A 24,694-nucleotide genomic window follows, 5' to 3' on the forward strand; every position below is an offset into this window, starting at 1 on the left:
CTAAACCTCCCATTCCGTGAATCAGTACGCCAACTAATTCAGTTGGCTCAAGCAACACTCGCAAACAGCTTTGTAACTGGCGGCGACGACCGACGAAACTCTCTCTGGTAGCGACTTTCACCTGTCCCGCCCCATCTAAAAATTCGGTCGTGATGGATTGCGGTGGGGCGGGTTTGCGTCCTCGCGTCCGCAAGGGAGTCACCAAGTTTCCTGGTAAACTGTCGGCAACATACAAACGTAATAAATGCCAATCTCGCGCTTGATTTTTCAGCAAAGCTTGGTAAGTCAAAGCGACAGCTTCGGTCAGCTTTTTTCCTGCCGCCAATGCTTGATATAATGCTTCCGCAGCCGCAGTTGCGTCGCTATCGAGGACTTTTTGTCCCCAACCGAGAACTGCTTTTGCGCCGCAGTTGAGTAATGATTCCGCCATTGAAGGAATAGCGCCTGCTTGATTTGCTTGACCGGAGCGACACCCAGAGAGGAAAATTAGTTTAGGTAGTCGAAATTGCAGTTCTGTGGCGATATCTTCGGCACTGGCGTAGTTAGCCTCACCTGTTTCGGTTTCGGTAATGAAACGCGGTTCGTTGTCTTGGAAAGTTGCGTGTCCCGTGAGGTGGAGAACATCAAAATAGTTTTCTTCGTAGTCAGCCACCAAGTAACCCAACTCGGACAAACAACCGCTTTCTTCGACTTTCAAGGATAAAGGTTGTCTGGCTGTGGCGGTGAGAATGCTTCCTTCTTCTGCCTCAAAATCCAGGACTGGTTGGACATTTAACGGCGAAGTTGCCATAAATAAGAGATTTAGCGCCCGATTTTGCGGTTCTGCGACTACAGACAACTGTTTGCTAGCTGTGGTTAACCACCGTACCGGAATCATTGCCGGGAATTTCTCGACTAAAAAGCTAACCTCGTCGTGGAGAATTTCCCACGGTAAATGTGCTAATTTCCCGGCTGCGGAAATCGCCAAAACTACGCCTTCGCGCCGAAATTGCTGTAAAAATTGGTGCAACCAGCGATCTTCACCATCGAGCCAATTGTATAATTTTTTACCCGTAATTCGATAATCAACTGCCAAGCGCACGTAGTAGTCTTGTTCAGCCACAGCAATCAATTCAGCGATTTGGGCTAATGGGAGTCGGCGCGATTGATACTGATTTGGATTGTCACAAAAATAACGTAGTTCTGCGTAATTATCCGTAGGTAATTTCAGGTCGAGGTGAAGAATACGCATTGGTTGCTAATTTATGTCTTCAAGAACTTGCTGAATTTGCTCAATTGTGGCATCCTGTAGCAACAATCGCTTACCCTGACTGGTAACAATTAAGACTTTCTCAATTTTTTGATCGGATTTCCCTGATTTGTAATCTTTGTACCACTGACGAATCTGTTCCGCGATCGCCATTGTACCGCCAACAATACCAATAATTGTGGCGATCGTCACTAAGGTTCCCTCTCTTTCCAGTTCCGATTCCACCTCGTAACTTCCGGACAACCCCGAAATAGATAATAACTCGTTTGTTGCCGCGATCGCATCTCGTCCTTGAATTTCGATTTGAATATTCACCATAATTCACTGGGGGAAAACGGTTAATTATTCACCTCCACTGGGAGTGACGGTGGTTGGCTGAGGTTTGGGTGTAATGGGAAAATTACCCTGGAGGGGATCTATATTCGTGTTACTGGGTGCGAGGAGATTATTATTTTGCGGTAAGGTAGTGCTACCGGGGGCGAGAGGGTTATTATTTTGCGGTAGAGTGGTGCTACCAGGGGCGAGAGGGTTAGTTGCCCCCGGTACTGGGGGGGGACTTCCTGGTAAGGGAGTTAGGGGCGGTATATTCGTTTCTGGGGTCAACTGAGGGGATGTTTGAGTGGGCAGGGAATCAGGGCTTTCAGTAGGTTGAGAAGAATTACCAGGGAGAGTAGCAAGGGCGACGCGATCGCCGCCAACTTCTCTGAGAATGTCTAATACTTGCATGACTTCGTTGTAACTAGCTTTTTTAGCTGCATAAAGTACAACTTGTCCGCTAGGATTTGCACTGTAATAACTTTTTATTTGTTGAGATAATTGATTTTGATTCGCGACAGGCTGTTTTTCTACATATATTTGTCCGAAATCATCTATAGTAACGATTAACATTTCTCGCACTTGGGGCGTACCAGTTTTAGCTTGAGGTAAATCAAGGCTGATGGCTTGTTGGCGAGAAAATCCTACCGATGCCAAAATAAAGAAGGTCAAGATACAAAAGACAACATCGATCAAAGGCATGATTTCGATCCGTACGTCTTCAGTATTAGAAGCATCTAACCATAAGCGTAAAGGACGAGTCGATGCTGCTTTGTTAGGGCGAGATTTTCTTTTTTTCGAGGTTACTTGAGTCATAATAGCCTGCCGCGAATTAATTGCTACTGATTTTGATTGTAGTTATCGGGATTTTCTGAATTTTCCAGGTTAGCCGTTAGGCGATCGGGAGTGGAATTTTCGGCTGTGGATACAGATTCGATTTTAGCTTTCTTAGGTTTCCGGCGTTTCGGTTTGCGATCGCCAAGAATCTCGCTGCGATCGCGCGAGGTCATTATTTCGGTAGGATTATCTTGTAATTCTCCATATTCGTAATCTCGCTGTAATTTTTGCCGATAGATTACTTCTAACTCACTTCCAGCCCTCCGTAAAACTCGGACTTGGTTAAACCAAAATGCCTGAAAGATGCGATAAAAGGTTAAACTGACAAGAGCGACAATGATTCCTGCGGCGGTGGAAATTAAGGCTTCGCCAATACCTTGAGTTACGCCTTCAGTCGTTCCCAACTCGGAGATCTGGATTGAACCCAAGGAGTTAATTAAACCTAACACAGTTCCCAATAAACCGAGTAGAGGAGAAATCGCAATAATCGCTTCTAAGACTTTATCTCCGCGTCGCATCAAGGCTAATTCATCATCGGCTGCGGCTTCTAAGGCTAAATGTAACACTTCTGGTTCGGGATTTTGCAGTCGCAAAGGAGCATAAAGAAACCGACCGATGGGATGATAAAGGTAATCTTGGGAAATTTCTCTAGCTACATCCCAGTTACGATAAGCTGCATCTAAGACGGTGTTAAGGATACGCTTTTCTCGGAGGGAAAATCGCAACCAATACCAAATGCGATCGAGAATTGTCCCCAATGCTAACACTGATAGTACCAGCAGGGGCCACATGGCGATCCCGCCTTTAGTCATGATGTCTTCAAAAGTCACAGTTTCCTCTTACCTCCATTAGCTTTTTGCACATCTTTATATTTAACACTGCTTGATGGTAGCTAGTTTGGTTAGTTTTGTCTTGCGGAACGTTTGTCCAGCTTCATAGGTCATTTGTTGTGAGGAATGTGAGGAGAAAAAATGAATAAAAAAGGGATAATCGCCGCGATCGCGTTGACTTTGTGAGAATTATCGACAATTAGCTGGAAACTGTGGGCGTTTGAGGGTAGATTTAAGAGCGATCGGGTTGAGGATTCGGCTGTAGCTGAGTTAACCTCTGTCGATGAGCAACTTGTCGATGCTCAAACTTAAGTTTGGTTTTAAGCTATTTCAGGAAATTCTGCAAGCGGAAGGGGACAAAAATCTCTTTGTCTCACCTACCAGTGTAGCGATCGCACTTTCTATGTTATACAACGGTGCGGCTGGCGAAACGCAACAAATGATGGCAAAAAAGTCTTTTTTTTATTAATACTTTCAAGGTAACTGGACAAAAGAATTCGCTCCAGACAAACTACCGAAAACTTATTTTACCTTTTTTATAAAGGTGTTTGTAGTAAGCGCTTTAGCGCTTCTCTAATTTTAGAATTCAAAATTAACCGCAATCTAAAATGCCAAACCCAAGGCAACAATCTCAGCGTTTGTAGTAAGCGCTTTAGCGCTTCTCTAATTTTAGAATTCAAAATTAATCGTTATCTAAAACGCCAAACCCAAGGCGACAATCTAAGAGTTTGTAGTAAGCGCTTTAGCGCTTCTCTAATTTTAGAATTCAAAATTAATCGTTATCTAAAACGCCAAAACCAAGGCGACAATCTCAGAGTTTGTAGTAAGCGCTTTAGCGCTTCTCTAATTTTAGAATTCAAAATTAATCGTTATCTAAAACGCCAAAACCAAGGCGACAATCTCAGCGTTTGTAGTAAGCGCTTTAGCGCTTCTCTAATTTTAGAATTCACAATTAATCGTTATCTAAAATGCCAAACCCAAGGCTAAAGATGTAAAGATTACTTACCGAAAATCTCTCTAATTTTAGAATTCACAATTAATCGTTATCTAAAATGCCAAACCCAAGGCTAAAGATGTAAAGATTACTTACCGAAAATCTCTCTAATTTTCCTAGCAATTTTCTGTATAAATAAGACAATTTTATCGCGCTGAAGCGCTCACTACTAACACGGAAATGCACCACTTTACCAGGGAACATTAATCGTTATCTAAAACGCTAAAACCAAGACTAAAGATGTGAAGATTACTTACCGAAAATCTCTCTAATTTTCCTAGCAATTTTCTGTATAAATAAGACAATTTTGTCGCGCTGAAGTGCTCACTACTAACTAGGTTAATCGACGGCTTAAATCGACAAAAATCGTTGATTTTTCTTTAAAAAGGAATGTCGTCATCATCTTCAGGTTCAGATATTCTTAAACTAACAATTGAAGTTTTCTTTTCTTCGATTGGTAATTCTTCAATTGCTTCACCCAAATCTTTTTGTAACTTCTTATCTAGCTTCACAGCAAAGTCTAAATCGATTCCTTTTGCTTGCGCTACTTTCACTAAGTCGCGAAAAGTAACCTTCTTTTCTGTACGTTGAGAAGTGGACAATTTAAAACCCTTGACTTCTTTAATTTTTTGTGCATCCATTGCTGCTTTGAGACGATTTTTAAGGTCGGCAATTTCTGTGTCTAGAAGTTTCCAACGATACTCAAGTTGACGATATCTATTAGTAAGTTCTTGAATATCTTCGTTAGCAGGATCTGGACGATCGGTTAGTTGTAATAATTTGAGATGAACTTGTGCCAAATAAACAACATCCATTTTAGCATAGTATAATTGACTGGTAGTAAGCGATCGCTGTCCCCAATCTCCTGCTTGTTCCCTTTTATCAATAACAGGAAAATTACAAAGTTTTTCGGCTAAAGTTTTTAATTGATAGTTAGGCAATTGGGCTTTATAAAAAGGTATTTTTTTCGCCATTTCTAAAGTGCAAGTAACATTATTTGCTTGTTTTTTGCCTAAAAAATTAAGGTCATATTGAGCGTTATGAAAAACTTTTTCGATTTGGGAATTGAGCATAATTTGCTCAATAAATTCATGAACAAGTTCGGGTTGGTAGAGAATATCTAAGATGGTGACGCGAGATCCATTCAAGTCACTGGGATCGTCTAAGATCTGAATTAAAGAGAGTCTTGGTTGCTTACTATTGTAGTCAGCAACTTCAGTATCAATCCAGAGTTGTTGCTTCTGGGAGTATTGCGCGATCGCGGCTTCTATTTCCTCTGCTACCATTAAATATTGCATTCGTCTCTATCTTTCTGACAATATATTTAATTTTCTCACAAATGGCTGTCTTGGGCTGCATGAGAATCTGATTAGATATTATCGCGGATTCGGCGTTAGCCGTTCTCATTTCGAGTAGACGCAAAGAAGACGCAGAAGGTTGTTTACAAATTGGATAACAGTGGTATAGTGGTAAATAAATATTCTCGGCACTGGTTATGTGGTACAGTTCGTTGCTTCGCTTGTTAATAGTTACCTTTGTAAGTACGCTTCTCTATGGTTCTCAAATTGAAGAATTAGTTGCTGGAGAAGTAAAGTATTCGCAAGATTTAGAAACGACAACTTGTCAAAATAACTATCCATTAACTGATTTTCTGGTGGTTGCTGGTGGGGGATACCCAGGAAATAATGAAATTGCGTTAGAAAAAAATGTGCTTTATTTCCAAAGAACGTTAGCAAATCTTGGTTATAATCCAGAAGCGGCTAATATTTTCTTCGCGAATGGAAATGATGGACAAGCAACAATCCGCTATATTAACGAACAAAGAGAACAACAGTTTAAAGTGCCGGAAATTCCTAATTTACAAGGTGCAGCTACGAAAGACAATTTAGCAAATTGGCTAGAAGAAACGGCGGAAGAAAGTAGTGACAATCCGCTTTTTTTCTATTTTACCGGACATGGTTTTCCCGGATCTTTATTAATGTGGGAACGTCAGCAACTCACAGTGACAGAATTATCTCGTCAACTAGATAAACTACCTCAAAATACGCCAGTAGTAACGATGATGGCACAATGTTTTTCCGGTTCGTTTGCTGATTTTATTTATCAGGAAGGCGATCCTACTCAACCAATAGCTTTGCAAACTCGCTGCGGCTTTTTTGCTACTGTGAAAACTCGTCCTTCGGTTGGTTGTACTCCGGAAGTAAATGAAGCCGATTATCGAGATTATAGTTCCAGTTTCTTTGCTGGTTTAAGTGGCGTAGATCGCACGGGTGCAAAAGTAGCTTCGGCAGATTACAATCGAGATGGAAGAATCAGTTATACTGAAGCTCATGCTTTTGCGAAAGTAGATGAAAAAACGATGGATTTACCAATTTCTACCTCAGAATCGTGGCTACAAGATCGGGTGGTAGAAGCAGAGATGGAGAGAATATTGTCTAGCGCGATCGCGTCTATTCTCCCCAGCGCGCGTCCCGAACAAAAATATGTGGTAAACTCAATTGTCCAGATGTTTGATTTGGATTTGCAAAACTCTTATTTAGCCAATATTGCGACTCTTTCTCCCGAAGAAACTAACAGCGAAGTACAACAAGCTTATTTAGTACGTTTAGCAATGGAATTAGTTAATATTGCTAGCGAAAAGCAAATTCGAGAAACAGGCGATCCTCAAACAATAGCTATTCTCGATCGCCTAATCAAATGTGAAGCAACCTCACCCCAATAAAAGAGACAAGGGAGACAAGGAAGATATATAGATTGAATAGTTTTAACTAACTTTATCAACATTATAAATAAATAAAAACTTAGCGCCTTATCTTTGCGAGAAAATATTACACAAACTCGAACAAAATAAATTAATGACAACTCAAGCAAAATGGCAATTCTGGATCGACAGAGGCGGCACATTTACAGACATTGTCGCCAAAGATCCCAACGGAAAAATAATCATCCATAAACTATTATCAGAAAACCCCGATCGCTATCAAGATGCGCCCATTCAAGGAATACGCGAAGTCATGGAAATTCCTAGCGATCGCGCAATTCCTGCCGAGGAAATTGAAGTAGTCAAAATGGGAACAACTGTCGCTACAAACGCCCTTCTAGAAAGAAAAGGCGATCGCGTAATTTTAGCTATAACTAAAGGTTTCCGAGATGCTTTAAGAATAGGCTACCAAAATCGCCCCGATATTTTCGCCCGCGAGATTATTTTGCCAGAATTAGTTTACGAACAAGTAATCGAAGTTGAAGAACGCTATAATGCCCGTGGCGAAGAATTAATCCCAGTTAACAGCGCCAAAGTACGTCAAGATTTACAAGCTGCATACGACACCGGAATTCGCAGTTGCGCGATCGTTTTAATACATGGTTATCGCTACCCAAAACACGAAGAAGAAATCGCCCAAATTGCCAGAGAAATCGGCTTTACTCAAATCTCGGTATCTCACGAAGTTAGCCCTTTAATGAAAATAGTTAGTCGGGGCGATACTACGGTAGTTGATGCTTATTTGTCACCGATTTTGCGTCGCTATGTCGATCGAGTTTCCAGTCAATTAACCACAACTAAATTAATGTTTATGCAGTCCAATGGTGGACTTGCAGATGCAAATTTATTTCAAGGAAAAGATAGCATTCTCTCCGGACCCGCAGGGGGAATTGTCGGGGCTGTGAAAACCAGTCAAGTTGCTAGTTTCGAGAAAATTATTGGTTTCGATATGGGGGGAACTTCCACCGATGTCACTCATTACGCAGGCGAATACGAACGCAGCTTTGAGACAGAAATTGCTGGGGTAAGGTTGCGAACTCCGATGATGTCGATTCATACAGTTGCGGCTGGGGGCGGTTCGATCGTTCAATATGATGGGGCGAGATATCGCGTGGGACCCGAATCTGCGGGGGCGAATCCAGGTCCGGCGGCTTATGGAAGAGGCGGTCCGTTGACAGTTACCGATTGTAATGTGATGGTTGGGAAGCTGCAACCGGAATTTTTCCCGAAAGTGTTTGGCAAAAATGGTGATACGGCTTTGGATGCAGAGGTTGTCAGGGAGAAGTTTAGCCAATTAGCGGCGGAAATTGGTGATGGGAGAGATCCTGAAGCGATCGCGGCGGGATTTTTAGCGATCGCCGTGGAAAAAATGGCAAATGCGATCAAAAAAATCTCTCTTCAGAGGGGTTACGATGTCTCGAAATATACTCTTTGCTGTTTTGGAGGGGCGGGAGGACAACACGCTTGTGCGATCGCTGATGCTTTGGGTATGAAACAAGTATTTATTCATCCCTATGCAGGGGTTTTATCTGCTTATGGAATTGGTTTAGCAGATATCCGTGTTTTGCGCGAAAAATCGGTGGAAGCGAAGTTAGAACCAGATTTATTACCTCAACTAGAAAGCGAATTAACTTCCTTAATTGCTGCTGGAAAAGAGGAGTTAAATCGTCAAGAAATTAATTCCCACGCTGAAATTACCATTCTCCGCAAAGTACATCTGAAATATCAAGGAACTGACTCAAGTTTAATCGTTGACTTTGGCGATCTTACAATAATGAAACAAGAATTTGCCACTACCCATCAGCAGCGTTACGGTTTCACGATGGCAAATAAAGCTTTAATTGTTGAAGCAGTTTCTATTGAATTAATTTGTCCTACTCAAAGTTCGCAAGAAGAGATAATTCAACGGCAAACTGACGAACCTCCACAACCAGTCGCTACTGTGCAAATGTATGCGGCAAATAGTTGGCAGGAAACACCCGTTTACCAGCGAAAAAATTTACAGCCCGGTGATGTAATTGCTAGTCCAGCGATAATTATTGAACCAACTGGAACTAATATTATTGAACCTGGTTGGGAAGCTGAAATTAACTCTTTTAATCATTTAGTTTTAAACCGCAGAACCACACAGCAAAATACCGATAAGCAGAATTTTTCTCAGAGTTCATCTGTGGAAGAACCCGATCCAGTTTTGTTGGAAATCTTTAATAATTTGTTTCGATCGATCGCCGAACAAATGGGGACGACGCTACAAAATACTAGCTATTCAGTTAATATCAAAGAACGCCTCGATTTTTCTTGTGCAATCTTCGACCAAGACGGGCAATTAGTCGCAAATGCACCGCATATTCCCGTCCATTTAGGGTCAATGAGTGAAAGCGTGACGAGTTTAATTAGTGACTATGGAAATCAGCTTAAACCAGGGGATGTTTATGTTTTAAATAATCCTTATAATGGCGGGACTCATTTGCCAGATGTTACGGTAATTACGCCTGTTTTTTCTAACTCTCAACCTCTCTTTTATGTTGCTTCTAGAGGACATCACGCAGACATCGGGGGAATTACGCCCGGTTCGATGCCTCCTCACAGTAAAAATCTCGAAGAAGAGGGAATACTTTTAGATAATTTCTTGTTAGTTGAAGCTGGAAATTTTCGCGAAGCAGAACTTAGGGAAGTGCTGACTTCCGGCAAATATCCAGTTCGCAATCCCGTGCAAAATGTTGCCGATTTACAAGCACAAATAGCGGCGAATGAAAAGGGCGTACAAGAGTTACAAAATATGGTAGAATTGTATGGTTTAGAAACCGTGCAAGCTTACATGGGTTTCGTGCAAGATAATGCCGAAGAATCAGTCAGAAAAGTTATTCATGCGCTCAAAGATGGTAGCTTTGAGTTAGAATTAGATACTGGGGGTAAAATCAAAGTAACTATTATAATTGACCGCGAAAATAGAAGCGCAAAAATAGATTTTACTGGCACATCTGGGCAATTAAATAATAATTTAAATGCGCCATCGGCAGTTTGCAAAGCAGCAGTTTTGTATGTTTTTCGGAGTTTAGTAAATGACGATATTCCTTTAAATGCAGGCTGTCTCAAACCCTTAGAAATTATTATCCCCGAAGGCTGTTTACTTAACCCGAAATATCCGGCGGCTGTGGTAGCTGGAAACGTGGAAACATCGCAAAACATTACCGATTGTTTGTATGGCGCATTAGGTGTCATGGCAGCTTCTCAAGGCACAATGAATAACTTCACATTTGGGAACGAAAAATATCAGTATTATGAAACAATTTGTGGTGGTTCCGGTGCCGGGGAAAATTTTCACGGAACCGATGCAGTACATACTCACATGACTAACTCGCGGCTGACCGATCCAGAAGTATTAGAATGGCGTTTTCCAGTATTATTAGAAAGCTTTAGTATTCGCCCAAATAGCGGCGGCAAAGGCAAGTATTCTGGTGGTAACGGAACGATCCGTCGAATTAAATTTTTAGAACCAATGACAGCAGCAATTTTATCGAGTCGTCGTCAAATAGCACCTTTTGGGTTAGCAGGAGGAGAACCAGGTTTAGTCGGGAAAAATTGGCTCGAAAGACAGGATGGGAAAGTCGAAGAATTAGATAGTACGGCGACAACTCTAGCTAATCCTGATGATATATTTGTTATCGAGACTCCTGGTGGTGGCGGATACGGTCAACAAATTGAAGATTAGAAATTAAATCATCCCATTTAACCTTGTCATTGGCGAGCAGATCTGGTAATTTCGCTCGCCGACAATCTCTGGAAAAACAACTTGAATATACACAGGTGTGGATTTTCAATTTTTAGCCACCTTCTTTCCGAAATCTTCACTTTTAGGTTTTAACGTCGAAGATGAAAGTCAAACAAGTACAAGCAAAACTTGGTTGATAGACAAAACAAAGCAGTTAGGGAATGAAATTGTTGCCCTGAGATGTCAAGGAGGATCGAAAATGTATTTAGAGCAAAAGAAGCCTGAAGGTGGCGATCGCGGCATTCTGACAGCAGAAGGGATTACTTACACGGATCTAGCATACCCAGAGTACGACAACGCTCTAGCAGGAATTCCTCTAGCTATTTGTCAACAAAAGCTTGCTTTCGGCTTTTTTAGCTACTGTAAATACGCAGAGTTAGCGCTACGTGGGTTAAAAGCAGCAGGCTTCCCCATGAAAAAAGTTTCTCTCATTTCGCGAACCGAAAACAAACAAATTCACCAAGTGGCAAAAACTAGCGTGCTTACAGGTAGTCATTTAAACGGGATTACCAAAGTGCTAATTGGTTTGGGAATGTTAAGAATGCCAGGAATTGGCACTGTAATTGTCGCAGGCAATCTCTCGAAAGAATTGACCAAATTTAATCCTATTGACGCTGCGGCTCGTGGATTGATTGGTATTTTTTGCGATCGCGGTGTTTCTTTCGAGCAAGCAAAAAAATTAAACCAAGTCGTCGGTGAGGGAAATTATTTAGTCACGGTTCAAGGTACGGAAAATCAAATTCGCTACGCTGAAGCTATCTTGGCTCGTTACTGCCTTGAGAATTGGGAAGTGTACTAAAAGATTTGAATGTTGATTCGTAACTAACTACTACATAATTTAGCCTGTTTTGGCGGGCTAATTTTTTTTATAGGAAAATTTAAGAATTGAGAAGTTGTTCGGCGGTAAAATTAAGTTCGGGGAAAGTCGGAGAGATGACAATCTCGCTACCTTGATACCGATTCATCTGATAAGTTTGTTTCTCATCTAATACGCAAACAAAAATCGTCGGTAGCTTGGGATTTCCTAAATAGCTGCGACTGGCGATCGCTAAATAATCGACAATCCAATATTCAGGAATACCCAAGCGCTGATACTCTTCCAACTTATCCACATAATCATCCTCCCAATTTGTCGAAACAATTTCTACGGTTAATTGGGGCGGTTCCAAGAGTGCCGAATAAGCGGTAGGATGAGCTTCCCAAATAGTTTTATCAACTACTGTAACATCCGGATGACGACCTTGTTCGCGTTCCTGTTTTGTTTCAGTTTGAATCACAATTCTACCCGAAACTCGATAGTTTAACTGAAGTCGTTCCACTTCTTTATCAAACTGTCGGAGAATAAAATCTGCCAAATCTTCATGTTGTCTTGTCGGTAAAATACGCATAATTTCCCCGTTAACTAATTCATAGCGTCCCTCCTCATCCGGAAGTTGGTTGACAAATTGCTCGAAGGTAAGTTTTTGCGTGAGTTGATTTGTAGTCATAGTTGTTGTCTGGGGTAAGGTGAAAGTGCGATCGCTATCTAAGAAAAATTATCCTATTGTTCCTAAATTATCAATAAGTTTATTCGCAAGTTGCTGCAACTTAGGATAAAGATCAACAGCATTCTGCTTTAATTTTGCCGCAGAGGTTGGACTGAGGTTCATCCCAACATGAGCAATATCATTGCGTAGCCCTGTCATTTTGCTCCAAACTTTAGCAATTTCATCTGCTTCTGGTAAAGATTCTAACTGTTCATCACATTTACTAGATTTAATTTGGTGAGAATTCTTTTTCCGTTTTTGAGCAGCATTGTTCAAAGCATTTTCTACGGGTCTACGACCTTCATGATTATCAAACATTTGAGAGCTTAAATCAAATTTAAAGACTAATACTGAAACTAGCCATTCTCTAGCTAAAGTAGTAGCTTGAACAAGTTGATCGCGGTCAATGTACCACTTAATCATCGATAATTGAATTTTTAACTGAGCTGCGAAATTTTCTATTTTTTTAGGATTATCGAGAGCAAATTGTCCATATTCTTTAACAATTTTATCTGCTAATAAAGAAAAAGGTTTAGCTCTATCTTCAAAGCTATTTTCTGCATTTCCTATTATTTTTTCTAACTGAGTTGCCGATTCCATTGTTTCTATGGGTCGAGTAATACTTAATGCTAAAGAAATATTTTCAATAGCTTCAGAAGATTTTTCAAGTTGCTTTCTAATTGGTCGGGTAGATGGATTATTTCTTAATTCTGTATTTGAGGGAATAGCGCTTTTCAGTAAATTAGCTAACGCTTGTCCGTCTCCAAGTTTAACAAAGCGGTTAGTTGCGGTTAGCCAGTCGATCATGGATACAAATTCTGATAAATCAATTACAGGAGCTATTTTTTGATCGTTTTTCAAATCAAATGCGCCATAGTAAATTGCTTCAATAGTGACATTTTTAGCAGTTTTGAGATAAGCTGCAAAGAGAAATGCAAGAAATGGGAGCGATCGCAGTCCGTGAGTAATATCAAAAATTACGCGATCGCCTTCATCCACATATTGAGTAATAATTTTGAATGTTGACCACATTTCTTCAGTTGTCCTTCCTGTGGGGATATCAACTGGTTTAATACGAGAATCGCCTAAAGCTTCCAAAACTGGCCAAGCACTTGCTTTAGCTTCTTCTGTAAGGCAAACTAACATCATGTCATATTGACAAAATTGATGTAATGCTTCACCAAATACTTTACCTTTATAAGTTTGCTCGGCGTAGCCATAAGTTGTTTCATATGAAGACTTGCCTAAAAAAGTAATAATTTTAGTTTGACTCATGGTAAAAATCCTCAAATTAGTTTTAAAGCCGTTTGTCCCATTCCGAGACGAGTTTTCATCCCTGTACCGGAAAATTGTGCATACTGAATTAGTAAGTGAGCAACATTAGCTAAAAGGGGATCGACGCGATAAAAAACCTGTAACTGAATGTTACCGACAAACCCGGAAACAAAGCCTCGTTGTAGTCGATAAGTGCGAGTTTTGAGTCGATGTCGTTGCAGGGCGATCGCGTTTTCCAAATAGCCAATTAATTCATCACCTCCTAAGTATACGGGTGCAAAATGATTCCATCTTTCTAACCAACTGCGAAACAATAAGCTGGGAACGGGAAGCGGTAAGTTAATGCTACCCTGAGAAAATGCCGTTGGTGTGAGAAATTCTAAATTGAAGCGTCGGGTGGGTTCTGGCTCGTTGGCGACAAACGTGGTATAAAGTTCTTCGTAAGTGGCGATCGCGTCATCACGTTCAACAATTGTAAAGCTGACACCGAGAAAGTCCAGAGAATCAGCCAAATCCAAAGACGCGATCGCGTTTGAAGCTCTTTCGTTTAATCCACACAAAAAAAGCTGATAACATTCATCTGACTCGAAAGTAAAAAAATCTTTTTCTCCTGAATATCTGCCAATTAAACCAGAACAAGTAACCGCAGGTATCGTCTCTTTCCCAATTTCTAATTCTAGTTTTTCATGCAATAATTTAACTAAAGCTAAACAATAAGAACGCGGTAACACGATCGTTCCTTGAGCTTTTAGGGTCAATGTTGTCTTAATTAACATCAAAGTACCTTCAACTTCACCCAACCAGGAACGTAAGCAATTTCACCATTTTTATTAACAATAGTTCGACGAGATTTAGGAGCTTCAAACCCTGGTGCTTTAATTCCACAAACATCCCGTAGTTCCGAGCGAGTTTCGTCTTGAAACAACCAACTAATTGTTGTTCCTGTCATTCCACTTCCCCATCCTAAACGTAATTGATAGGGACAGTCTTCTTTTTCGTATAGTCGGCGAATACGATCGAAATCTAAACTTTTTCCTTGATCTTGATGACGATTATTAAATATACTCTGCCAATAATCAAACTCACCATCCCATTGATCCTGAGCAAATTTTTGGCAAATTGTTAAAAGTTCCGCAAGATTTTTGAAAGGAATTTGCATACCTTGTTGATGGTGAAACCACTGGAGCATTTCTGTATCTAAAACAATTGTAAATTCTGTATAGACATTACGCACCATTTCTGCATAAAGAGGAGCTTTATATTTAGCTTTTCGTTCATGTTTATCCTGAAAGTAACTAGAAACTATTACTTCAGCCGTAACCGATAAATTACGGTTGATTCTCTTACCATTTTTGTTAGTAATTTGCTGTTCTAATAACGGTTGAGAATCTTTTATCTGAATTGCTCGCATAAAATCTCTACTCTGCAAAGTAGTTTTTCCAGGAGCCTGTTGATTTTGATAAATTAGGTTGAAATTAGAAAACAAGTTCTCCATAAATAAATTTTTGTCAGCAAATTTTTGCTTAAATTTACTTGTTAGTTCTCCAGATTCAAGTTTTTCTCTTAACCTACGTTCAATTTCACTAACTCGTTGTGGGGTTTCATACTTATCAGCGTGCTTAAGGAGATGATACGCGATCGCAGTCCGAATTGCACCCTTAATCGAACTACCGGGAATATACAGTTGTCCCAAGCCATTGCGAATCATGGGACGCAAATCTGTCACTCGATTCTGAACCCAATTACGAGTGCTAGTTAATTTAGGAAAAATCGCATTTCCTTCTGCATCTTTTGTCTCTTGCCAATTGTTACCAAAGACTTGTTTTAATAAGCTAGAAATGTTTTTTCTATTTTCGATTGCCTCAACATAATCGTCTAACCTACCACGACTGTATAATTCTTTTGCGAGTGCTTCTTGATTCGGCAGATAAACGCGATTTGAAGTTTCAACATACTCAAAAGGATTTAGTTTGGAAACCTCTGAACCAATATGTAACATTGGACTTGTTAAGCGAATACGTTTCGATTCATAAACTTTTGGTTTAGTGAGAGCAAATTCGTTAGCAATAGTCATGATTTATTTAAGTTAGGAATACAAAGAGGAAGACTGAGACTAATTCCACTGCGATAAATACGATGTAATTTATATTTTTCAGGTGTTACATCTGCTAGTTGTCCTTGAGGCGAAACTGGAAAAACCGATCCTTCACTGAACATTCGCACCATTTGACGACGTAGTTGATAGCCAGAGGAAAATGAAGCAAGCCATCCGCCTCTTTCGAGAATTTCGTAGACTACAGATTGGTGAATTTCTCCTTGATTATTAAATAAATTAGCTGACAAAGGTAATTCCCAAAATAAGCTAATTAAGCTATAACTATTAGCTTGAGAAAAATTAAGGATATCTTGCCATTCTTGCGGAAAATCGAGCCATTCTACCTTAAAACGTCCTGCACCACTAGAACGTTCTCCTCCTAATCCTTCTTCTCCTAAAAAGTGTAAAGTTGCTTGAATTTCGTTTTCGAGTTCTGGATTAGGTTGAGTAAACTTTAGCAAAAAGTAAAGTCCTGAATGTCGGTGTCGGTTTTCTTCATACTCGAATTGGACAAATCCTGTATGATAAAAGTTCGTTGCTCTGGTATTTCGGTCGATAGCTACTTTTGGGAGTTTGTGCTTTTTGTATACTTGACCATAAGCAAATGTTCCAGCTTTTTGTAAAGGATCTGATTTTTTAGCTTTCTTTTTAGTTTCTGCAATTAGTTCGTCGCGATCGCTAGTAGTAAATCCTTCTCCTTGATACCATCTTTGCCAAACTTCTAACGGTAAATACGTTAGCTTTTTGTAAGTTTTAGTGAATTCCAGGTCATTTTCTACGTCATACCCTTGGGGAAAAACTAGCGGTTTAGGAAGGTAGTAAATGTACTTTCCTTCCTGACATCGATAGATAAAAGTGGAACTATGGCGAAAGGGTGGTGAAGTTTTGAAGTCTTCGAGTAATTTCTCTACTTTATCTTTGCCAAATAACCTGGCATAGTTGCTAATTAAAGCACTAAAAAGTGTGTCCGAGCGCACTCGTTCGCTTGCTTCTTCAATGCCAATTCCAGTTTCGCCAAAATGAACGGGATTTCGACCAAAGTTAAGTCTAACTAATTTCCACATACTCGTAGTTATGATGATTTTGTTTCTGGAAGTAAGGCTCTTACTTCACCAAATCGACTCAAAAGTTCTGCTGTATTCTCAATTGAAGAAACTAAGGCAGAACTTGTTTCACCCAGAGTCATGCGGCGATAGTGTTCTATATCTCGATACTCGATTTTGAAATTTTCAAAGCTGACTTTTCCATAACCGCGAGAGCCATGTCCACCAAGTGCATCATCTTCGAGAATAGCGAGTGCGATCGCTAAATTTTGTAAATCTTCTACGGCTTGGTCTTTATTTTCTACCGTGTAAACCATCTCAAAGTTAAATTCTGTACCGGCGGGAACTCGTTCCAACTGACGAGGGTTTGCGGCTGCGGTAACGCGGTCAATGCTATTTTCAAATTTCCACTCAGTCATATACAAACCAGTGTCAATTTTTTTCAGCTTTTCCACAGATGATTCGCTCAAATGACAATCTCTAACAATCAAACGTGCTGGATGATTACGTCCTTTAATGAGAGTGTATTCTTCCTCATTTATAATCTTTTTTTCTTTCGTTTCTAAGTCTTGTGCTGAAGCAACAGAAGACTTAATCCAACAATCTGTACCACCTGTTGAACCAAATACCCGACTCAAAGGACAAGTTTTTGCTCCTTCAAAGTAAATAAATTTATCGCCAGATATTTTCGTATAACCGTTTTCTAGGTCGTCACTTTCATAACGATAAGTACCACTTCCACCAGGTCGGTTCAAAGGTTTTTTTAGCCACCGCTCTAAAATCGCTCGTAGTTTACCTTTAAGGGATGAACCAGGTAAATAAGGCTGCTGTGTAATTGGATCGCGAATGACAGGTTTATCTAATCCTCCAATATCTAAATTTTCACCACCACCGCCAATGTGTAATCCTGTTTTGACGAGCAAATTGCTAGTTATAACTAACTTTCCTAATAATTCTTTTTGGGGTCTATCAATGACTTCCGACATAACTATTTTCCTCCTTCTGCTTTGTGATAAGCAATAATTGATTCAATGAATTGAACTAAGCGATTAAAGTCTTCGATACTGTGAACTTTGTCAATTGCGGTAGACATAACTTGACTAAGGGGTTTTGCCGCTCTTTGTCTTGCTGCTGCATAAGCTAATTTTGGTTTGAGGAGAACAATATCAGGCTCTATTTTGACGAAAACATCTTTTTGGGTTTCGGTTTGAGCAATTTGTGATTTGATGCGATTAATTGCATCTAAAAATTTTCTGATTTGGTTAGTTTCTAACCTTTGTCTTTTGAGAGCGGGACCTAATTCTTGAGCGTGTTCGACAAGAAGACGAATTGGATAAGTTTGTAAAGTTCCTGGTAGATCGTTAATTTTTTTTACTATTTCTTCTGTATGATCTCGATTTGGCTCATTGCTAACTTTGTTTGTTGAATGTTTTTTTCTATTTGTGTCAGATTTTTGGGAGAACTTTGGCTTATTTGGTGGTTGTGTCATTTTAACGATTTAATAATTCAATCCAAGTTGCGATCGCGCGAAAGTAAGGCGCATTGTAAGGGCTTTTTAGCGATGTACGAAAATCCTCGTTGTTAAGGACTTTTTTGGGTAAACGCGCTAAAGTATAAGCAATCTGGGGGAGATGCAAATAATATTTGATGTCTTGAGTTTCATAATTATACTGTTCCTGACGTTGATTTTCAATGTCTTCAATCATTCGCTCTTGTATTTGAGCCACCTTCAGTAAATTACGGACGAAATTACGGGAATATTCAACACTAATTTGTTTTTGTTGTAAGAGTGAGACAAAGGGAAAGATTCCCAATAGTTCTGGTTTACTAGGTTTGTTTTTAATGATTTTCCAATAGTCTTTATCTTGGTTTTGGACAAAATCTATTTCAAATTTACCTAACCATTCGTCCCATTTAAAAACTTGACCAAATAAACCTAAACTATCGCGTCCGTTATTTTTGGCAGCTTCTTCAGCTTCTCCTGATTCTGAGGCTGCTTGATAAAGAGGAAATTTACTAACAGCAAGGCTAACTCCACCCGAAAGTGTAATATCTGGATTATAACCTGTATAAGCGCGAAATGCTTGATAAATATCAAAAGCAAATTCGACAACTTCATTCCACGCACCACTGATAAAAAGGTCGTCACCGCCAGCATAAATAAAGAGTAAATTTTGGTGCTCTTTGTCAGTTAATTTGTTAAAGCCTTGAGTATTTATTTGTCTATATTCTGCTAAAAAATTGAGATACGCTTTAAAAAAGTAAGTCATCATTCGAGACAAACCTGCTAATCGAGGTAAGGTTAAGTTTTCATTTAAACCATTAGCAAAAATCTGACCTAATTTATCAACATCCATCCGAAGATAGCCAACTCTTTTAATTCCATCCGCCGCTTCTGCTAATTCATTGGCGCGAATAGTCGAGTTTTGCTCTTTAGAATTAGAACTTTTTTTAGCATATTGACCTAAAAAGAATGAGGTAGGATTAGGGCAATGGCGAAATTGGTAATCGCTAATTTTCCAATTATTAACTAATAAAGCTAACTCGGAATTTTGTGCAACAGTTTTTGCAGATGGACTTAAGTAGTAATATACTTTAAACTTATCAAAGTTAAATATCAGCGAATCTTTAGAATTATCAGGTTGATTTTGTTGGGAACGAACGATTGTATTAACTTTGAGTAGTTTGCCACCTAAGTCATACATTTTTTTACAAGTTGGACAAGCTAATACAGAGTCTTCTTCTTGAGATAATTGTTTTAAATCATTTGTATCGTCTCGATGACAAACTTTACAAGGTTCATAGCTTGGTTTACACTTGAGAAAGTCGGTGAGTTGGTTGTCAAATTTGCGCTGCTTTTGTTTTGCTAATTTACGTGGTGCTTCTTTCCAGGCTTGAGAGATTTCTTTGGTGTTCAGGTCTTTGGTTTTAAGGGTGACATAATCTAGAGCCAGAAATATTTTACCTTGGAACTCTTCAAGTAACCATTTATTAAAGCGATCGCGTATTTGATTAATCTTTTCCTCAACTTGAGCCTGATTACTGCCAGTAAGGATATATATGTTTCCTCCTCCGGCATAAATGACGTTAGTTCGAGGCAAATTTAGTTCTGCTAACACTTGCTGAACAACTTCTTCAGTAACTAACTCTAAGTAAAAACTTCTCGCACGAAGAGACTTTAGTGCACCATCCGCAGAAATTGTATAGATAAATTTTTGAATTCCAGAAAGATCGCCAGCGACTAAACAAAGTTCTGTAGCCTCAGTATTTTCCCCTAGAGCCGCAGCAACCGCCGCCGTAGAGCGAATGAGATCGCTAAAGGCGATATCCGTTTCACCAAAACTAATGAATGAGCCGTATTTCTCGACAATTAAAGTAAGTAGTGCCAAATTTTGCCAATCTTCTTGAGCGAGTTTCAGTTTAGTCAAGTCTTTTGCGATTTGCTGCTTTAGATTATCTAAATCATCATTTGTCGGCTTCCGGTTACAAGGATAAGGAATTGGGGGAGTGGAATCGGCGATCGCGTCTGGTTTCCAGTAATATTCCCAATCTTGTCCTTTGTCTAATTTGACGAAATCAAACAATAGACGCAACGAATCTATTTTAGTTTTCTCTGTCCATTGAAAAAGTTTCTTCGCTTCCTCAATCGCCTTACAATCTTCTGGATACTCACATCCTTCTGGTAAGGTAAAATTAGCCCATTTTGCTAACCCGTAAACACCTTGCTGGAATATCTTTAAAGCAATTTCTTTACTAGACATAGAACAAACCTTAATTGTCTAAATTAAAAAACCTTAGCTTCACCGTAATTAATTCACCATAACCTTCAATAAGATATTGTTTTGGTATATCTAAGTACGATTCAGTTGCTGAATTGTTTCGGTTTATATACCATCATAAGATGACTACTATAGTTTTCGGCAACTGGTGAATTTACAGTTCTTAAAAAATTCCCTAAACTTAATTTTCTTGATAAATAGCCTCGGGTAAGTCTATTTTCAAGACTTGTGCAACGTTAATATCAGGCGTGTGAGTAGCCACGACAACTGCCCCTAAGCGCGTGTCGTAACACCCTACCCAGGCGGCGGGATGGCATTCGTGGACGAGGTATCCGTAGCACCAAATTGGTGCTTTTCCTTCGATAACTATGCCTTGGGAAAAATCAATTCCTCGTGGTAATTTTAGTCCTTTTAAGTCGGCGGGAGTAATTATGCCGTTTGCTTTAGTAATTTCAATGTGTAAATGTTGATAAGGTAGATTGTCTTTGGTTTCGTGGGAAATGATTTTTAGTTGGATTGCGCTCATGACAATTGTTAGATTATGTCTTTGCTAATTTAACATAATAATTGAAGATTAGAGATTTGAACTACAGTCCGTTACCGATTAAAATAAATGCTGCTCAATAATAGGGATCTTACCATTGGGAGTTAGCCGAATTACTATTAATTAATGTTAATTATACTTGACGTAATGCTTCGGCTTTGCTCATATTTCCTTGTTTGAGGAAAGTATAAAATTGAGTCATCAATTCCTGTGTAGTGAAGTCGTCTATTTTCCCTAAAGAGGCGATCGCGTTTTTGTCGCCGATTTCTCTGGCTAAGTTTAATGCTTGTTCATAATTCTCGCTAGATCGTATTTGTTCATTTTTGCATGAATACCGCCAATTTTCTCTCAAATGGTGGCTATTCCAGCTTGATTACTTATTTATCTCGCTATTGCTAAGGTTTAGGTCAAATTATCTCGTGTGAGTTTGTAGTTATCTAAGCGATTATAAACAATTCCTAGACTAATTAAATTGCGTCCTAAACCTGCTTTATCGTTTACTTGATAGCGTATTTGTAGCGATTGCTGCAAAAATTATAACTCCTCTTTGTATTGATAATTTAATTATTATTTTCTGAGGCGATCGCGTAATTCATACCCAGCGAGTAAGACTAACCCGATACTAAGAGGTAATAAGTAGTATACTGCTCGATAGGCGAGTAAGGAAGCGATCGCTGTATCGGGTTTTACTTGCGGTTGTAATAATAAGACGATAACTGTTTCAAATATACCTAAACCACCGGGAATGTGGCTAATTATTCCGCTTAATTGGGCTAATAAATAGATGCTAAAAAAAGCGGGAAAAGATAAGCCAGATGGTATTAGTAAAGTGTACAAAACTCCCGTAGCGATCGCCCAATCTAACCCGGAAATGGTAATCTGGGCTACAGACAGTCGCAACGAAGGAACTCGAAAGAGATGATTGTTGATTCGTAATGCTCGGTTATGAGTTAAAATACTGAGGATTAAGTACGCGATCGCTAAACTTAAGAAAATTCCCCCGACAATTTGCATCGATGCAAAAGGTAAGTTAAGTATTGCAGGTATCGGCAATGGTTGCGTAACGAATAAAATTCCACCCACCGCACACATTCCCACCCAAAAACTGAGATTACCATAAGCGATTACTTGCGCGATCGCCACTTTGGAAAGTCCCCACGCGGAATAAAGACGATAGCGAATTGCACTTCCCGTCACCAAAGCAAACCCCAGACTATTGCTAATCGTTACGCTAGTCAAGGCTGCGAGAGTCGTTTTATACCAAGGTAGAGGATAGCGTACATAACGTACTGCTAAAGCATCTGAGATTGTCATTATTCCATAACCGAGGGCAGCTAGCAACACCGAGAATAATAAGCGCGATCGCGGTAAATTAGCTAAACTGTTAGCAATATCCCGATAATTATACGCCTTTAGTTCGCGAGAAATTACCCACCCACAAAGGCTTAACAACAGTACACTAAATAAAACCGTTCCTAAATAGGAAAGGTGCTTCTTCTTCATTTATTTTCCCATTCTTTAGCAGTATCATTTCTAAGATAGCTAAAATATAGAAGAAGTTTACACAAGCGTAAAATGACAAATTTAAGCCAAGGTAGTCTAATTTCACTTTCTAATATTTCTCAACCTGACGTAGAAAACTTGCAAAGGCTGTACAAATTCCGCAAACCGACAGAAGTATTGACATTTTTAGATCGAAATTCCTTTCTAGTTTCCTTATTATTAGAAGCATACAACTACATTCGCTCACGCTTTCCTAATGCAGAGTTATTTCTCGAATACGTCCCCGATCCAGAAATCGACGATCCTCAGTTAGTAGTTTATATTGCCACATCAATTGTTAACCGTCAACAAGCAATTGATAATCTCGAACAAATAGATGAAGACTGGTGGCTAAATGTTTCAGATCGAACTCAGGGAAAAATTTATTTAACTTTAGATTAAGAATTAAAAAAAATAACGATTGTTTCTTAATTCAGTCATAGTTTACAACCTAATACTAGAAAAGTAGTTCCCTCATTCCAAACCCCCTCTGTTGTAGCTAATGCTTCTAATTCTTCTTCAAATTCAGCCTTGATTTTTGCTACTTCTCGATCTGAAAGTTCCGACAGTGGATGAGTGTCATTTCCCGGTGTCGGATAATCAACTAAATTCAACCTTTTTTTCGCCTCTTCTAAACTTACATAGTTTCCGTATTGCTCAGTCTTAATTTCCTTTGGTTCTAAACCAGCTTTTTCGAGTAATTGACGATATTTTTCCACACTACTTACTGAATCTGCTAATTGAAACAATGGCAGAATTATACCATATTTCTGCAATATTTTTTGTAAAACATTCATCGCGGCAAAACCTTTATCCGCCATGCTATGCAGTCCAATTATTCCTCCTGGTTTAAGCAACTGACACCAAAGTTTTAATGTCCCTTCTTTGTCAGGAAACAAAGGAAACGCATTCGCGCACAAAATGCGATCGAAGCTATTAGCTGGAAAATCTAATAATTCTCCATCAGCAAGGATAAATTCTACATTTTTTAGGTTTAAATTTCTAACTTTATTTCTCGCTTTTTCGAGCATTCCTGGAGCAATATCTACCCCAACCACTCGACCAGAATCGCCCACTAATTGAGCAACTTCTAGCGCTACATGACCAGTTCCCGTTGCTATGTCCAAAACTGCTTGTCCGGGGCGAATTTGTGCTTTTTCTACCAAACTATGAGTAATTTGAGGATGCCATTTACTCTCATCGTAATTATCGCTTCTACGAGTGTAAATTTCTGCTAATTGTTGCTTGTAATTATCTAATTTTAAGTCATTCATAAAAATTCAAGTGAGATATTAAACTATAAATATTATACAAAAAATAGCCTGACGACTAAAGGATAGGCTACACGAACCAGGTTCCCCTTCGCGGGCTAAGTTATTGATTTAAGGCTAAGGTATAAGTTAGCTATTGTCGTAAGTTATAGCTTTTTTTGCTTGTTTGCGTTTGAGNTAAGTTATAGCTTTTTTTGTTTGTTTACGTTTTCGCAGCGAACTTGCACCGAAAACACTAAAAGCTAGGAAACTTAAAACTGAAGTTGGTTCGGGTACTTTTTGAGTAGGATCTTCCGGTATATATCCAAACACCGTTGTGCTTATTTCCACGTAATCTAATGCGACATAAGGTTCTGGGTTTACATCAGTTGTGACAAAATTTAGTTTGAGATAACCATCATAACCTGTGCCATCTTCTGAGAGAGAAAAGATATCATTAAAAGCAACTTCTGCAAATCCTCCTAAGATTTGACCATCTTCTCCATTAATAGGAACCACCGTTGATAATTGTTGTGCAAACTTGGTACCATCTTGACGAGTAAATTTGACTTTTCCTAAATGATCTAAATCGCCATAGGTAAAGTTTAAAAATAGGGGACTATCGGGAATAATGTCTGCACTATCAACAAAAAAGTCAAAGACAAATTTGGCATTGTCAAACCTTAAACCAGAACCAGGTTTATAACCTTTTGACAAAGCAACATCAGTGAAGCGCGAACCCCTAGTTCCGATATTAGTAAAACCGCTACCCGTAACCGCAATATTATTTTTCTCTTCAGTTGAACGATAATCGAAATTGTCTCTGGTACTAGCTGCAACATAACCATCTCTGTTGCGGTCTGCGAGAAAGTCACCGGAACT

General features: G+C 39.3%; 24 protein-coding genes. 5 read left to right on the forward strand and 19 right to left on the reverse strand.

What is annotated here, in order from left to right:
* The 4 genes from G3T18_RS21505 to G3T18_RS21520 all read right to left on the reverse strand — a co-directional run.
* Positions 1–1,231: CHAT domain-containing protein (locus G3T18_RS21505; protein WP_224412646.1), on the reverse strand; the 1,231-nt coding region annotated here is incomplete at its 3' end.
* A 6-nt stretch (positions 1,232–1,237) separates the two neighbouring features.
* Positions 1,238–1,567: a hypothetical protein gene (locus G3T18_RS21510; RefSeq protein ID WP_224412647.1), complete on the reverse strand. Its 330-nt coding sequence runs from the start codon at positions 1,565–1,567 to the stop codon at positions 1,238–1,240.
* 24 nt (positions 1,568–1,591) lie between these two features.
* Positions 1,592–2,380 carry an ExbD/TolR family protein gene (locus G3T18_RS21515; protein WP_224412648.1) on the reverse strand — a complete coding sequence of 263 codons (789 nt, stop codon included), beginning with the start codon at positions 2,378–2,380 and terminating at the stop codon, positions 1,592–1,594.
* A gap of 23 nt (positions 2,381–2,403) precedes the next feature.
* Positions 2,404–3,231: a MotA/TolQ/ExbB proton channel family protein gene (locus G3T18_RS21520; protein WP_224412649.1), complete on the reverse strand. Its 828-nt coding sequence runs from the start codon at positions 3,229–3,231 to the stop codon at positions 2,404–2,406.
* A gap of 298 nt (positions 3,232–3,529) precedes the next feature.
* On the opposite strand from G3T18_RS21520, the gene G3T18_RS21525 reads away from it, so the two are divergent.
* Positions 3,530–3,700, forward strand: coding sequence for a serpin family protein (locus G3T18_RS21525; protein ID WP_224412650.1), 171 nt, complete (start codon positions 3,530–3,532; stop codon positions 3,698–3,700).
* Between the two features lie 905 nt (positions 3,701–4,605).
* Here G3T18_RS21525 and G3T18_RS21530 read toward each other — a convergent pair.
* Positions 4,606–5,523 carry a ribonuclease D gene (locus G3T18_RS21530; RefSeq protein WP_224412651.1) on the reverse strand — a complete coding sequence of 306 codons (918 nt, stop codon included), beginning with the start codon at positions 5,521–5,523 and terminating at the stop codon, positions 4,606–4,608.
* 197 nt (positions 5,524–5,720) lie between these two features.
* On the opposite strand from G3T18_RS21530, the gene G3T18_RS21535 reads away from it, so the two are divergent.
* The 3 genes from G3T18_RS21535 to G3T18_RS21545 all read left to right on the forward strand — a co-directional run bounded on the left by G3T18_RS21535 (position 5,721) and on the right by G3T18_RS21545 (position 11,557).
* A complete protein-coding gene (locus G3T18_RS21535; protein WP_224412652.1) occupies positions 5,721–6,947 on the forward strand; it encodes a C13 family peptidase in 1,227 nt (408 codons plus the stop codon).
* Positions 6,948–7,080: 133 nt separating this feature from the next.
* The gene (locus G3T18_RS21540; protein ID WP_224412653.1) at positions 7,081–10,698 is read left to right on the forward strand and encodes a hydantoinase B/oxoprolinase family protein; all 3,618 of its coding nucleotides are present in this window, start codon (positions 7,081–7,083) and stop codon (positions 10,696–10,698) included.
* Between the two features lie 97 nt (positions 10,699–10,795).
* Complete coding sequence (locus G3T18_RS21545; protein WP_224412654.1) at positions 10,796–11,557, forward strand: hypothetical protein; 762 nt, start codon at positions 10,796–10,798, stop codon at positions 11,555–11,557.
* Positions 11,558–11,636: 79 nt separating this feature from the next.
* On the opposite strand, the gene G3T18_RS21550 is transcribed toward G3T18_RS21545, so the two are convergent.
* From G3T18_RS21550 to G3T18_RS21600, 12 genes are all read right to left on the reverse strand, one after another.
* Entirely contained in the window at positions 11,637–12,245 is a 609-nt protein-coding gene (locus G3T18_RS21550) for a Uma2 family endonuclease (RefSeq protein ID WP_224412655.1), read from the reverse strand.
* 48 nt (positions 12,246–12,293) lie between these two features.
* The gene (gene csx2 / locus G3T18_RS21555; protein WP_224412656.1) at positions 12,294–13,559 is read right to left on the reverse strand and encodes a TIGR02221 family CRISPR-associated protein; all 1,266 of its coding nucleotides are present in this window, start codon (positions 13,557–13,559) and stop codon (positions 12,294–12,296) included.
* A gap of 11 nt (positions 13,560–13,570) precedes the next feature.
* The gene (gene cas6 / locus G3T18_RS21560) at positions 13,571–14,335 is read right to left on the reverse strand and encodes a CRISPR system precrRNA processing endoribonuclease RAMP protein Cas6 (RefSeq protein WP_224412657.1); all 765 of its coding nucleotides are present in this window, start codon (positions 14,333–14,335) and stop codon (positions 13,571–13,573) included.
* Positions 14,335–15,633, reverse strand: coding sequence for a type III-A CRISPR-associated RAMP protein Csm5 (gene csm5, locus G3T18_RS21565; RefSeq protein WP_224412658.1), 1,299 nt, complete (start codon positions 15,631–15,633; stop codon positions 14,335–14,337). The genes cas6 and csm5 overlap by 1 nt, the downstream gene beginning before the upstream one ends.
* Positions 15,630–16,718, reverse strand: coding sequence for a type III-A CRISPR-associated RAMP protein Csm4 (gene csm4, locus G3T18_RS21570; protein ID WP_224412659.1), 1,089 nt, complete (start codon positions 16,716–16,718; stop codon positions 15,630–15,632). The genes csm5 and csm4 overlap by 4 nt, the downstream gene beginning before the upstream one ends.
* 8 nt (positions 16,719–16,726) lie before the next feature.
* Positions 16,727–17,683: a type III-A CRISPR-associated RAMP protein Csm3 gene (gene csm3 / locus G3T18_RS21575; RefSeq protein WP_224412660.1), complete on the reverse strand. Its 957-nt coding sequence runs from the start codon at positions 17,681–17,683 to the stop codon at positions 16,727–16,729.
* A 2-nt stretch (positions 17,684–17,685) separates the two neighbouring features.
* Complete coding sequence (csm2, locus tag G3T18_RS21580) at positions 17,686–18,186, reverse strand: type III-A CRISPR-associated protein Csm2 (protein ID WP_224412661.1); 501 nt, start codon at positions 18,184–18,186, stop codon at positions 17,686–17,688.
* Between the two features lies 1 nt (position 18,187).
* Positions 18,188–20,458, reverse strand: coding sequence for a type III-A CRISPR-associated protein Cas10/Csm1 (cas10, locus tag G3T18_RS21585; protein ID WP_224412662.1), 2,271 nt, complete (start codon positions 20,456–20,458; stop codon positions 18,188–18,190).
* 199 nt (positions 20,459–20,657) lie between these two features.
* The gene (gene crn3, locus G3T18_RS21590; protein ID WP_224412663.1) at positions 20,658–21,002 is read right to left on the reverse strand and encodes a CRISPR-associated ring nuclease Crn3/Csx3; all 345 of its coding nucleotides are present in this window, start codon (positions 21,000–21,002) and stop codon (positions 20,658–20,660) included.
* Between the two features lie 151 nt (positions 21,003–21,153).
* Positions 21,154–21,372, reverse strand: coding sequence for a CHAT domain-containing protein (locus tag G3T18_RS21595; RefSeq protein WP_224412664.1), 219 nt, complete (start codon positions 21,370–21,372; stop codon positions 21,154–21,156).
* A 50-nt stretch (positions 21,373–21,422) separates the two neighbouring features.
* Entirely contained in the window at positions 21,423–21,551 is a 129-nt protein-coding gene (locus G3T18_RS25645; RefSeq protein ID WP_263480531.1) for a hypothetical protein, read from the reverse strand.
* A gap of 36 nt (positions 21,552–21,587) precedes the next feature.
* The gene (locus G3T18_RS21600) at positions 21,588–22,523 is read right to left on the reverse strand and encodes a lysylphosphatidylglycerol synthase domain-containing protein (protein ID WP_224412665.1); all 936 of its coding nucleotides are present in this window, start codon (positions 22,521–22,523) and stop codon (positions 21,588–21,590) included.
* Between the two features lie 72 nt (positions 22,524–22,595).
* Between G3T18_RS21600 and G3T18_RS21605 the strand changes: the two genes are divergently transcribed.
* Positions 22,596–22,964 (forward strand): hypothetical protein, encoded by a 369-nt coding sequence (locus G3T18_RS21605; RefSeq protein WP_224412666.1) that lies wholly within the window; start codon positions 22,596–22,598, stop codon positions 22,962–22,964.
* 35 nt (positions 22,965–22,999) lie between these two features.
* On the opposite strand, the gene G3T18_RS21610 is transcribed toward G3T18_RS21605, so the two are convergent.
* Entirely contained in the window at positions 23,000–23,836 is an 837-nt protein-coding gene (locus G3T18_RS21610; RefSeq protein WP_224412667.1) for a class I SAM-dependent methyltransferase, read from the reverse strand.
* Between the two features lie 126 nt (positions 23,837–23,962).
* Entirely contained in the window at positions 23,963–24,331 is a 369-nt protein-coding gene (locus G3T18_RS25960; protein ID WP_449868324.1) for a PEP-CTERM sorting domain-containing protein, read from the reverse strand.
* Between the last annotated feature and the right edge of the window lie 363 nt (positions 24,332–24,694).

This window comes from Oscillatoria salina IIICB1, from assembly GCF_020144665.1.
GTDB lineage: Bacteria > Cyanobacteriota > Cyanobacteriia > Cyanobacteriales > SIO1D9 > IIICB1.

Excerpts from the sequence above, each read along its gene's own strand:
- csm2 (WP_224412661.1), bottom strand. The coding sequence starts at position 18,186 with ATGACACAACCACCAAATAAGCCAAAGTTCTCCCAAAAATCTGACACA.
- G3T18_RS21605 (WP_224412666.1), top strand. The coding sequence starts at position 22,596 with ATGACAAATTTAAGCCAAGGTAGTCTAATTTCACTTTCTAATATTTCT.
- cas10 (WP_224412662.1), bottom strand. The coding sequence starts at position 20,458 with ATGTCTAGTAAAGAAATTGCTTTAAAGATATTCCAGCAAGGTGTTTAC.
- csx2 (WP_224412656.1), bottom strand. The coding sequence starts at position 13,559 with ATGAGTCAAACTAAAATTATTACTTTTTTAGGCAAGTCTTCATATGAA.
- csm5 (WP_224412658.1), bottom strand. The coding sequence starts at position 15,633 with ATGACTATTGCTAACGAATTTGCTCTCACTAAACCAAAAGTTTATGAA.
- G3T18_RS21510 (WP_224412647.1), bottom strand. The coding sequence starts at position 1,567 with ATGGTGAATATTCAAATCGAAATTCAAGGACGAGATGCGATCGCGGCA.
- csm3 (WP_224412660.1), bottom strand. The coding sequence starts at position 17,683 with ATGTCGGAAGTCATTGATAGACCCCAAAAAGAATTATTAGGAAAGTTA.
- csm4 (WP_224412659.1), bottom strand. The coding sequence starts at position 16,718 with ATGTGGAAATTAGTTAGACTTAACTTTGGTCGAAATCCCGTTCATTTT.
- G3T18_RS21515 (WP_224412648.1), bottom strand. The coding sequence starts at position 2,380 with ATGACTCAAGTAACCTCGAAAAAAAGAAAATCTCGCCCTAACAAAGCA.
- cas6 (WP_224412657.1), bottom strand. The coding sequence starts at position 14,335 with ATGTTAATTAAGACAACATTGACCCTAAAAGCTCAAGGAACGATCGTG.
- G3T18_RS21530 (WP_224412651.1), bottom strand. The coding sequence starts at position 5,523 with ATGCAATATTTAATGGTAGCAGAGGAAATAGAAGCCGCGATCGCGCAA.
- G3T18_RS21600 (WP_224412665.1), bottom strand. The coding sequence starts at position 22,523 with ATGAAGAAGAAGCACCTTTCCTATTTAGGAACGGTTTTATTTAGTGTA.
- G3T18_RS21550 (WP_224412655.1), bottom strand. The coding sequence starts at position 12,245 with ATGACTACAAATCAACTCACGCAAAAACTTACCTTCGAGCAATTTGTC.
- G3T18_RS21540 (WP_224412653.1), top strand. The coding sequence starts at position 7,081 with ATGACAACTCAAGCAAAATGGCAATTCTGGATCGACAGAGGCGGCACA.
- G3T18_RS21610 (WP_224412667.1), bottom strand. The coding sequence starts at position 23,836 with ATGAATGACTTAAAATTAGATAATTACAAGCAACAATTAGCAGAAATT.
- G3T18_RS21535 (WP_224412652.1), top strand. The coding sequence starts at position 5,721 with ATGTGGTACAGTTCGTTGCTTCGCTTGTTAATAGTTACCTTTGTAAGT.
- G3T18_RS21525 (WP_224412650.1), top strand. The coding sequence starts at position 3,530 with ATGCTCAAACTTAAGTTTGGTTTTAAGCTATTTCAGGAAATTCTGCAA.
- crn3 (WP_224412663.1), bottom strand. The coding sequence starts at position 21,002 with ATGAGCGCAATCCAACTAAAAATCATTTCCCACGAAACCAAAGACAAT.